This window comes from Haloferax sp. s1, assembly GCF_058382125.1.
This window is the reverse complement of record NZ_JBZRPK010000624.1, coordinates 1-10367: the sequence shown is the minus strand read 5'-3', so window position 1 is coordinate 10367 and position 10367 is coordinate 1. Positions and strand designations below refer to the sequence as shown.

Annotated in this window: 11 protein-coding genes; 7 read left to right on the top strand and 4 right to left on the bottom strand. The window is 62.0% G+C overall.

What is annotated here, in order from left to right; genetic code table 11:
- Positions 1-471: 471 nt before the first annotated feature.
- Positions 472-828 carry a DUF555 domain-containing protein gene (locus QT222_RS13350; RefSeq protein ID WP_004056817.1) on the top strand — a complete coding sequence of 119 codons (357 nt, stop codon included), beginning with the start codon at positions 472-474 and terminating at the stop codon, positions 826-828.
- Positions 829-965: 137 nt separating this feature from the next.
- The gene (locus tag QT222_RS13345) at positions 966-1505 is read left to right on the top strand and encodes a CBS domain-containing protein (RefSeq protein ID WP_004056819.1); all 540 of its coding nucleotides are present in this window, start codon (positions 966-968) and stop codon (positions 1503-1505) included.
- Here the strand turns inward: QT222_RS13345 and QT222_RS13340 are convergent.
- Together QT222_RS13340 and purM are read right to left on the bottom strand one after the other, a co-directional pair.
- A complete protein-coding gene (locus tag QT222_RS13340; RefSeq protein WP_491477447.1) occupies positions 1502-2800 on the bottom strand; it encodes a cytochrome P450 in 1299 nt (432 codons plus the stop codon). The two genes, QT222_RS13345 and QT222_RS13340, sit on opposite strands and share 4 nt — an antisense overlap.
- Before the next feature lie 67 nt (positions 2801-2867).
- Positions 2868-3842, bottom strand: coding sequence for a phosphoribosylformylglycinamidine cyclo-ligase (gene purM, locus QT222_RS13335; RefSeq protein WP_004056823.1), 975 nt, complete (start codon positions 3840-3842; stop codon positions 2868-2870).
- A 401-nt stretch (positions 3843-4243) separates the two neighbouring features.
- Between purM and QT222_RS13330 the strand changes: the two genes are divergently transcribed.
- On the top strand, positions 4244-4480 hold the full coding sequence (locus QT222_RS13330) for a DUF8028 family protein (protein ID WP_179955376.1): 237 nt from the start codon (positions 4244-4246) through the stop codon (positions 4478-4480).
- Between the two features lie 401 nt (positions 4481-4881).
- Here the strand turns inward: QT222_RS13330 and QT222_RS13325 are convergent, their stop codons facing one another.
- Entirely contained in the window at positions 4882-5505 is a 624-nt protein-coding gene (locus QT222_RS13325) for a zinc metalloprotease (RefSeq protein ID WP_491477446.1), read from the bottom strand.
- Positions 5502-7181: a TraB/GumN family protein gene (locus QT222_RS13320; protein WP_004056829.1), complete on the bottom strand. Its 1680-nt coding sequence runs from the start codon at positions 7179-7181 to the stop codon at positions 5502-5504. The genes QT222_RS13325 and QT222_RS13320 overlap by 4 nt, the downstream gene beginning before the upstream one ends.
- Positions 7182-7234: 53 nt before the next feature.
- On the opposite strand from QT222_RS13320, the gene QT222_RS13315 reads away from it, so the two are divergent.
- The 4 genes from QT222_RS13315 to QT222_RS13300 all read left to right on the top strand — a co-directional run bounded on the left by QT222_RS13315 (position 7235) and on the right by QT222_RS13300 (position 10310).
- Positions 7235-8575 (top strand): glycerate kinase type-2 family protein, encoded by a 1341-nt coding sequence (locus QT222_RS13315; RefSeq protein WP_491477445.1) that lies wholly within the window; start codon positions 7235-7237, stop codon positions 8573-8575.
- A 66-nt stretch (positions 8576-8641) separates the two neighbouring features.
- On the top strand, positions 8642-9262 hold the full coding sequence (locus QT222_RS13310; protein WP_004056833.1) for an ArsR/SmtB family transcription factor: 621 nt from the start codon (positions 8642-8644) through the stop codon (positions 9260-9262).
- A gap of 57 nt (positions 9263-9319) precedes the next feature.
- Positions 9320-9763 carry a bifunctional nuclease family protein gene (locus tag QT222_RS13305; protein WP_004056834.1) on the top strand — a complete coding sequence of 148 codons (444 nt, stop codon included), beginning with the start codon at positions 9320-9322 and terminating at the stop codon, positions 9761-9763.
- 58 nt (positions 9764-9821) lie between these two features.
- Positions 9822-10310, top strand: coding sequence for an acyl-CoA thioesterase (locus QT222_RS13300; RefSeq protein WP_004056835.1), 489 nt, complete (start codon positions 9822-9824; stop codon positions 10308-10310).
- Positions 10311-10367 lie beyond the last annotated feature (57 nt).

Sequence of the window (10367 nt, the reverse complement as noted above, 5' to 3'; positions counted from 1 at the left end):
GGTCACACCCATTCGACGTGCAGCGAGTGCGATGGGGAGCAGTGCGATGCCGGTTGCGACCGACAGCTGGTAAGCGGCGAACAGGATGTATTTCGTCAGGCGGTGGAACATTACCGTTGTCCTCAGTCGTGGCTCGGGTGGTCCCCCACTATAAGTCTTCTCTCCACGGTGACTATCGGAACCCGGAGCTGTCTGTCGATTCAACTGTACTTGTCTCTCCTTCAACGAATCCGACCATTTGGCGTGAGTCGCGTGTCACCCCCCGAGCGGATTCGCATAAGTTATGACGATTATCCGGGTGGCATGCGCAGTACGTGCGCGAGTCGAGACCGGGGTAAGGTTGCTGCCGTCCTGTAATTATCATGGTTCTACATGGTTGCATGTGGGATGTGTATCCGTGGGCATGTAACCCACTAACAACCCGCCGCGCGAACCACAAGACACGAAACCCCACCGGTGCGTAACGTATGTATGAGCAACTATCTCGTCGCGATGGAGGCGGCCTGGTTGGTCCGGGACGTCGAAGACATCGACGACGCCATCGGCGTCGCGGTCAGCGAAGCTGGCAAGCGTCTCAATCAGAAGGACAAGGAGTACGTCGAAGTCGAAGTCGGTGCGACGCCGTGTCCCGCCTGTGGCGAACCGTTCGACTCCGCGTTCATCGCGGCTAACACCGCACTCGTCGGTCTACTCCTCGAAATCAAGATTTTCAACGCAGACGGAGAAAAGCACGCCTCCCGTATCGCAAAGAGCGAAGTCGGCGGCGCGCTCCGTGACGTTCCCCTCGACGTTATCGACGTGAGGGAGTTCGACGACGAAGAACAGTAACCTCCGAGAACGACGTCGCCAGCCGAGACACGCCGTGTGCCGACCGGCTACGACACTCGATTTTTACGCGCGTAACCGATGACACACTCAGTGAGCGACCAGAAAACTTTTTCATAACCATGGGTTATCTGCACGGCATGGAACTCCCCACGCCACAGGACCTCCGGGAACGTCGGAACTCACTGGAGCTAACGCAGAGTAAACTCGCCGATATGGCGGGCGTCTCACAGCCACTCATCGCCCGCATCGAGGGTGGCGATGTCGACCCGCGTCTCTCGACGCTCCGTCGTATCGTGGAAGCATTAGACGAAGCAGAGGGTCGAATCGTCCGCGCCGAAGACATCATGAACACGACGGTTCGAAGCGTCGAACCAGACAACTCCGTCCGCCAAGCGCGCGACATCATGCTCGACACCGGGTTCTCGCAGTTGCCGGTCATCAAAAACGGTCGCCCGCTGGGTATCATCTCGACCGCGGATATCCGGCACGTTCAGGAAGATAACGTCACCGACCGACCGGTGAACGAAGTAATGTCCGAAGGCGTCACGACGGTCGAACCTAACACAACGCTCGACGAAATCGGCGTGTACCTCGACCACAATTCGGCCATTATCATCGTCGAAGGTGGCGAAACAGTCGGTATCATCACCGAAGCCGACATCGCCGCCCACATCTAACGTCGGCGGACGACGAGAGGGGTCTGTCCCTTCGGCTGCGTCGTCATCTCCGGCATAATCTCTATCGGCTTGTCTTTCCCCCAGTCAATCTCGAACTCCCGGAGCATCGTCGCAAGTACGATTTTCATCTCGGTAAGCGCAAACGCCCGGCCCAGACAGCTTCGTGGTCCAGCACCAAAGGGCAAGTACGCATAGACCGGCCGGTCGATAGCCTTGGTCCACCGGTCCGGATCGAACGAGAACGGCTCGTCGTACCAGCGTTCGTCGCGGTGTACACGGATGACAGAGAGATGGAGGTCCGAGCCTGCAGGAATGGTTCGTTCCCCAACGGGGAGCGGTTTCGTCGTCTCACGCGGAATCGTGTGAACCGGCGGGTACAGCCTGAGCGCCTCTTTTATCACTCGTTCGAGCACCGGAAGTCGACCTAACTCGTCGACTGTCACTGGACTGTCGCTGACGACGCGGTCCACCTCCTCGACGGCCTGTTTGCGGACGTCGGGATGTGCGGCTAACACGTACACCGTATATGTGAGCGCCAGTGCGGTCGTCTCGTGACCGGCGAATATCATTCCAATGAGTTGATTCTCCAGCGACTCGGCCGTCTCCGGGTAGTCACTTCCGAGCGCATCTGTGAGGCGCTTTGTGAGGCTGTCCTCGTCTGCGGTTTCGATGAGCTGTTGCACCTCTTCGCGGAGCATCCTCTCTGCTCGCCTGAACCGGCGGCGGCTCGGCGTTGGAACCCACGCGGGGAGCACCCACGACGCAGGTGCGAACCGCCCATTGAGGCCGTCCGATGCGGCTCGAACCCGTTCGTCGGCGTCGATATCGAGTTTTCGCCCGAGGACGGTCGCAAAGATGACCTCGAGGGCCATCGATTTCATTTCGGTTTCGAGTGAGAGGGTTCCCGACTGGGGCCACGTCTCGAGCCGTCGCTCTATTTGCTGGCGCATCACCGGCGCGTGCTCGTTGACTCGACCCCGGGTAAAAAACGGGTCAAGTTCCGCCCGCTGTCGTCGCCAGTTATCACCCTCGCTGGCAACGACTGCATCACCGAATGCGGCCTCGAACTCGTGTCCTTTGGTGACGGCGTCGCGCTCGGTTACGAGCGCCCGCTCGAAGTGGTCGGGGTGCGCAACCACATACAGGTCACCCAGACCCACCACATCAAGCCCGACTGCGTCGCCGACCCCGTAGTTCGCCAATAGGTCAGCCACCGTATCGAAAGGATTGAACGCGAAATCGACGCTATGTCCGACGAGTGGCATCCCGCTCGGAGTTGGTGGTGGTTGTGCCACATGTCATATTGGAAATAGAATAGTAAATAGTTAATTGGTTGCCACATCCTCTGGGTTCATTCTGGTTTTATAATTCCAGTCCCCGAATCGAGACGCCCTCACCTGCCTCGACCTTGCCGATAACACGGCCGTCTGTCGCTTCGACGAGTTCGTCCGCATTCGATTCGGGAACGGCAGCGACGAAGCCGGTCCCCATGTTGAACGTCTTGTGCATCTCTTCGTCTGAGACGCCGCCACGTGCTTGGATGAACTCGAAGACCGGTTGCGGGTCGAACGCGTCGTCAACGACGTAGTGGAACTCCCCCATGCGTTCGAGGTTCGTCCATCCGCCACCGGTGACGTGGGCTGCGGCGTTCGTCTCGGCCGCGCGCAGGTCGTCGAGAAGGTACGTGTAGAGACGCGTCGGTTCGAGAAGCGCCTCGCCGATGGTGTCGTAGTCGTCGCCGTCCCACGCGTCGTCGTAGTCGCCGTCGGTGGTGGCGGCCTTTCGGGCGAGTGTGAGGCCGTTCGAGTGAATACCCGAGGAGGGGAAGCCGACGAGAACATCTCCGACTTCGGCTTCGCCCGGGAAGATGGCGTCTTTCTTCGACAGCCCCGCGCAGGTTCCGGCGAGGTCGAGTCCGTTGATGACTTCGGGCATGACTGCCGTCTCGCCGCCGACGAGTTCGATGCCCGCTTCCTCGGCACCGGCGGCGAGTCCCTGACCGACCTGTTCGGCGAACGTTTCGTCCGGTTCGTCGACCGCGAGGTAGTCCACGAACGCGACGGGTCGGACACCCGCAGCTACGAGGTCGTTCGCGTTCATCGCGATACAGTCGATACCGACCGTCGAGTAGTCACCGAGCGCCTCCGCGACGAGGAGTTTCGTCCCGACGCCGTCGGTAGCGAGTCCCAGATACCGGTCGCCGATGTCGAGGAGTCCGGCATAGTCGCCCGACCCGCCGCCAACCTGCGCAACGAGCGCCGCGGTCGCGGCCTCGCTCGCCTCGATGTCGACGCCTGCATCGGCGTAGGTCATCCCTTCGGAGTCGTCTTTCGTCATGTTCGTGTACGAGTTAGGCCGAAATATAAAATCACAGGGTCCTATTCATACACCTTCTCGCATATGTTTGGTTTATTGTTTCCTTCCTGACCATTCCCGACGCTGGCCCCTCGGTTATGTGGCCCCAAACCTCGTCGCGCGATTGGTTTTGAACACCCTTCGGCAACCCATTATTTCGTGCCTGTGTGTGACTCGAAGACGAATGCAGACAGTATTTCCGGAATCTCCGAAAAACTACGAGAGCCGTCGATAAAACTTCTCGGACGATTTAAGGCGTTTGTAAAACGTTACGAAAGAAGAATGTCTCGTTTGGGACATGGTTGAATGAACCGAAAAGGAAGCGAATTCACGGTAACGCTCGGCCCCTTATATGATGGTCCCCGTCGTATGCAGAAATGACGATGTCCGGAATCCCCTCCACGTCTGACTCGCTCGCACTGGACTCTGCGTCGACGCTCGGCCGCATTGCGTTCGAACCGCTCAAGGTCTTCGCGTTTTGGTCGGCGATTGCCCTGCCCCTCGCATACCTGCCCCTGCTTGCGAGCGGTCTCGATTCCGGTGAACTCCCCCTCTTCGCCGGTCTCATTGCCTTGCACGCGGCTACGCTCGTCCTCGGGCGCAACCACGGGCAAGACTAACCGAGTACACGCACCCCCGTTCCGGATTCGTCTCGGTCCCCGCAGACGCTTGGTCTTCCACTCCGTGCGTCGTCTGCCCCTGCAATCGAACTCGAACCCCGTCTTACCCCCCTCGTTCCTTTTGGTCCACTCCCCTCGCCGCTTTTTTGGCTTGCTAACGCTGCCTCGAACTCCACGACCTCCTGCTTTGGGTTAGCCTGCTGCTTGGGTCCGCTCTCCAACCTTGCTCCGACAGTTTGGCCCCCTCTGACTTTGGTTCCACACTCGAATTGCCCCGGCCGCTTCGGTCCTACAACGCCGTCACCGAGATTGGTCTTGGCTGCTGTCGCCATGTCGGGATGATTCTCTGAGGTATTCACTCCAACAATGGGTAGAAAAGACCGGAGACCTGAGAGCGGGCGTCAGAACCCGACGAACAGGAGCAGCCCAACGGTCAGGAGGATAGATAGGACGAGAACGCCCGCAAAGACCGATGTGCTCCACGACTTGACCGTCCGCCCGTCGAGCGACCCGAAGGGAAGCATATTGAACGCCGCGAGAAAGGCGTTGATGACGAGTCCGCGCGACCCGATAAGTTGGACGACGTCGGACCCGATGATGATGCCGCCGACGAACACCGGCACGAAGGCGACGAGGAGCAGGAGGTTCGTCACCGGCCCGGCGAGAGCGATAAGGCCGTGTTCGCGGTCGGTGAGCATCCCGCGGTGGTACACCGCGCCCGGCGCGGCGAAGATAAATCCGATGAGAGCGCTCATGACGGCGATGCCGAGCATTCCGTAATCCGCACGGAACTCGGCCACTTGGTCGAACTTGACGGCGACGACTTTGTGTGCGACCTCGTGGAGCAGGAATCCCACTCCAGCAGTCAGCAGGCTCACAATCAGCGCGAGACCGAACGACCCGCTGAGGAGCAATGCGAGCGCGCGGTTGCCACCTCCGGCGAAGAAGATGGCGAACGCCAGGCCGAGCGCAAGCCACGCGACGGCGAGGTCACGTAGCTCCCGCGAGGAGAACGTGACGTTCACGTGAGCGTCCTCCAGATGAGGTCGGCGCTGTTTCTCGCCCCTTCGAACATCAGGTTTGCGACGCCCGACGCGCCGCCGAGGTCGGATGCGATGACGGGGATGACGTAGGTGACAAAGAGGAAACTGGCGATGATGCTCCCGATGTTCGTCATGGCGACGACCATGATGAGTTTGAAAAGCGGCACGTCGAACATCTGTCCGACGAGTTCGGGAATCGGCGTCTCCTCGTCCGAGAGCAGTTCGTTGAGTTTCCCGATGTCACCGACGTTGACCGGCGTGTGTCGGAGTTCGACGTAGCCGGTGAACCAGCCGGGTGCGAGAAGCGGGTTGATGGAAGTCATCCACGCGACGAGACCGCCGACGAGGGCACCGCTCCAGCGCGCACCGGCGAGTTTGGCGAGCGTGCCGGCGAAGATACCGTTGATGAGGAACCACGCACCGAAGATTGTCAAGAGCCGCTCGTTGCTGATGCCGGCCATCGCGAGGAGGACGAAAAAGCCGATGAAGACTGCGGTAACGCCGAACCCGATGAGTTTCCCCCACGGGAAGCCCTTCTTTTCGCTGACGCCGACGAGCGACTCCATCGGCGGCAGGGTTTCCGGGCGTTCGAGATAGCTCTCGATACCGGCTTTGTGGCCCGCGCCGACGACGGCGACGACGTCGTGGCCGGACTGTCGGAGTGCGACGAGTTTGTGTGCAATGAAGGCGTCGCGTTCGTCGATGAGCGCCTCCGCGCCGCCGGGGCTGAACCGGCGGAACTCCTCCATCATCGCCGACACCACGTCACCGTCGGTCAGGTCGGCCATGTCGTACTCCTCGTAGTCCTCGACGCCCTCCGCAGGCGCGAACAAGCCGATTGCGTTCAGCACGACCCCGGCGACAACGCCCACGGCGACGCCAGCGACGATACCGATGACGAGGCTGCCGACGATGGCAATCCCGAGGTCTTTGAGGACCGCTGTGGCGAGTCCAGTTCCGATACCGAGTCCGAAACTGAGGATGATTCCAATCGCTGTCCCCCCACCGAGTCCGGCGAGAAGGGCGTCGTCACCGTCGAGATAGAACGACGCAATCGTGTACAGCATGTACGAAGCGGCTCCACCGACGACCGCGGCGGTCGCGGTCCGAGTCAGGATGAGGTCGGTGATGCCGACCGCGTCTCCGTAGAGTCCGACGAGCGGGCCGAGGAAGACCCCGACGGCGATGCCGAAGACCGCACCAACGCCGCGAGCGTCCGCGAAGCCGAACAGTAGCTCGCCGGCCATTCGCATCTTTTCGACGATGCCCATCCGCCGCCAGAAGCGTTGGATGGTCGTCTGGATATTCCGGTCGACGAGCGCCACGTCGAGACCTTCCGATTCCGCGGTTTCGACCGCGGCGAGCATGTCTGCACCGGGCTTTACGTCGAACTTTTCTCCCATCTGCGCCTGGACGTACGAGAGCATCCAGTAGGCGATAAACTGGAAGACGGTGTTTCCGCGAAGGAGGTCACTTGCTTCGATGTCGTCGGGCGACCCGCCCTTCAACTGCCGGTAGCGCCCTTCATCGAGTTCGACCGCGACAACGTCCGGTTGCTCCGCTTTGACGGTCTCTTCGACCTCTCGGACGCTGTCGGCCGAGACGTGGGCCGTGCCGACGACGCGGACGTGACCCTCGCCGGGCGACGAATCGTTCATCGACGGGATTACCGGCCCACGACTTTTATCCGTGTCGGCATCTCCCACGAATCATGCACAGTTTCGACGCGCGAACCCCAAAACCGACCCACGAGACAGCACTCGACTGCCTGCAGGCCGGGGTCGAGGCCGTCCTCCCCGAGCGCGTCGTCCGCGAGTCGGTTTCGCTCGACGGCGACACGCTCACCGTCGCAAACGTGGCCTACGACCTCTCGGCGTACGACCGCATCCTCGTCGTCGGCGGCGGGAAAGCGGGTGACGGTGTCGCGGACGCCCTCGAAGCTATCCTCGGCGAGCGAATCGACGATGGCGTGGTGGTAACGCCGCATCCAGACGACCGCGGTGAAACGAGTAACCGAAACCGAATCGAACGACTTCCCGGTGACCACCCGGTCCCGTCCGCGCGCGGCGTCGAGAGCACGCGCCACCTCGTGTCGCTCCTTTCGGACCTCGACGAGCGAACACTCGTCCTCGTTGCCGTCACCGGTGGCGCAAGCGCCGTTCTCCCGGCCCCGGCCGACGGCATCTCGCTCGCGGACCTTCGCGAGACGACGGACCAACTCCTCGAAAGCGGGGCCGAGATTCACGACCTCAACGCAGTCAGGAAACACCTTTCGACGCTCAAGGGCGGTGGTCTCGCCCGCCTCGCCGCGCCTGCGACAGTCGTCGGACTCGTCCTCTCGGACGTGGTCGGAAACGACCTCAGCGTCATCGCTTCGGGACCGACGGCTCCCGACGAGACGACCTACGACGACGCGCTCGACGTGCTGGACCGATTCGACCTCGACGTACCACGGTCGGTCAGGACGCGCCTCGCCCGCGGGTCTGCTGGTGACCTTCCGGAGACGCCGAAACCGGGTGACTCGGTGTTTGAGCGAGTGACGAACCACATTCTCGCGGACACCTTCACCGCTCTTGACGCCGCCCGCGACGTGGCCCAAGAACGAGGATACGACACGCTCGTTCTCTCCTCCCGCGTCCGCGGTGAAGCCCGAGAGGCGGCGAAAACGCACGTCGCCGTCGCGGAAGAAGTGCTGGCGACCGGAAACCCGCTCGACGCGCCAGCAGTAGTTCTGTCCGGCGGTGAGTGTACCGTGACTGTTCGCGGCGATGGGTCCGGCGGGCCGAACCTCGAACTCTGCCTTGCGGCCGCGCCCGAACTACCGGACGGTGCCGTCCTCGCCAGCATCGACAGCGATGGGAAAGACGGCGGCACCGACGTCGCCGGAGCTATCGTCGACGCGGAGGCAGTCGCTGCGCGAGATGCGTACGCTGCCTTGGCGAAAAACGATGCACTGCCGGTGCTCCGGGACGCGGGTGCATTGGTCGAATCGGGGGCGACCGGAACGAACGTCAACGATTTGCGGGTGTTGGTCGTCGATGCGGGCGAGTGACTCGGTGGGGGAAGTGACCGCTCGGGGGACAACAAGTTTGTATCCTCCCGTGTAGTATCGCTTCTCATGGCCGGTTTGCTGCCCTCCGCCCCAGATACCTCCGCCGCAGACGAGCCTTCGCCCCGCGTCATCGGACTCGACGACGACGAGGCGTCAGAACTTCTCTCGGCGCTCTCGTCGGAGACGGCCCGGCGCGCACTCGCCCTTCTCCACGAAGAACCGACGAACGCCGCCGAACTCGCCGAGCGCGTAGACACGTCCCTCCAGAACGTCCAGTACCATCTCGGAAAACTCGACGACGCCGGTCTCATCGAGGTGGTCGACACCGTCTACTCCGAGAAAGGACGCGAAATGAAAGTCTACGCGCCCGCGGACCGACCGCTGGTCGTCGTCGCCGCGGCCGAAGAGACGCGAACGGGGCTCGCGAGCATGGTAACGAGTCTTCTCGGCGGCGTCGCCGTGTTGGGTCTCCTCGCAGCGCTCGTTCAGTGGGTTGCCACGCGCGGTCCCGGCGGTCTCTTCCCAGTTGCTGAAACAGGAAGCTCGGACGGGGCTGTCACGATGGCTGCCGAGTCCGCACCTGCGGCCGCACAGAGTATTCCACCCGGAATCGCGTTCTTCGCCGGTGGTCTCGTTATCCTTCTCGCGATTGCAATCGTCCAGTTTGCCCGTTACCGAGCGGAGTAACACGCGGTGACCGATTGGTGGGGTAATTATTCGTACTCCGCGCGACTATTACATGGCATGAAACACCGTGCCGTGGTCCACGGTATCGGGGTCGGTGTCGGTGAAGACGGGTCGAACGTCCCGGCGGTCGTTCTCGAAGCCCGAGACGAGTTCTTACCCATCGTCATCACCTCGGACCAGGCCCAAGCGATTCAACTCGGTCTCTCCGGCGAACAGTTCGAACGCCCGCTGACGCACGACTTGCTCGCCGAGATGGTGACCGAGTTCGGAGGCGCGATAGACAGCATTCGCATTGACGACCTCTCGAACGGCACGTTTTACGCGAAAGTCGACGCCGAGCGGTACCACGCGGGCGAATCGAGGACGTTCGTCTTCGACGCTCGCCCGAGCGACGCCATCGCGCTCGCCATCCGCGTGGACTGTCCGATTCTCATCTCCGACGAGGTACTCGACGCCGCTGGACAGCCTCCAGAGGCGTTTGACACGGACGTAGACGAGTAGTGCGGTAGTCCGGGCCATGTCCCACGATTTCAAGCCCCCCTAGTGCAACCCCTCTCGCATGAGCGAACAGACATCGACGCTCGCCGAATCGCGAACCGAGATGACCGAACTGCTCCTGCCGAACGACACGAACAACCTCGGACGCGCGCTCGGTGGGGCGGTCCTCCACTGGATGGACATCTGCGGAGCAATCGCAGCGATGCGATTTTCGAACCGTCAGTGTGTCACCGCCTCGATGGACCACGTCGATTTCATCAGCGCCATCGACCTCGGCGAGGTGGCCGTCATGGAGGCGTACGTGTTCAACGTCGGCCGGACGAGCGTCGACGTGAAGGTCGACGTGCACGCGGAGAACCCGAAGACGGACGAGCGCCGCAAGACTACGTCGTCGTTCCTGACGTTCGTCGCCCTCGACGACGACGGCGAAACCACACCGGTGCCGCGTCTCGAATGTCCAACACCCGAAGAAGAGGCGCTCCGTCAGGAGGCGGTCGAGGCGCGCGCCGCCCAGTTGGAGTCCGTCATCGACCGGATGGACGAAGCGTAACTACCGCCGACCGCGGCGAACCCTTATCCGGGATGCCGCCCCACTCCCGAGCATGCT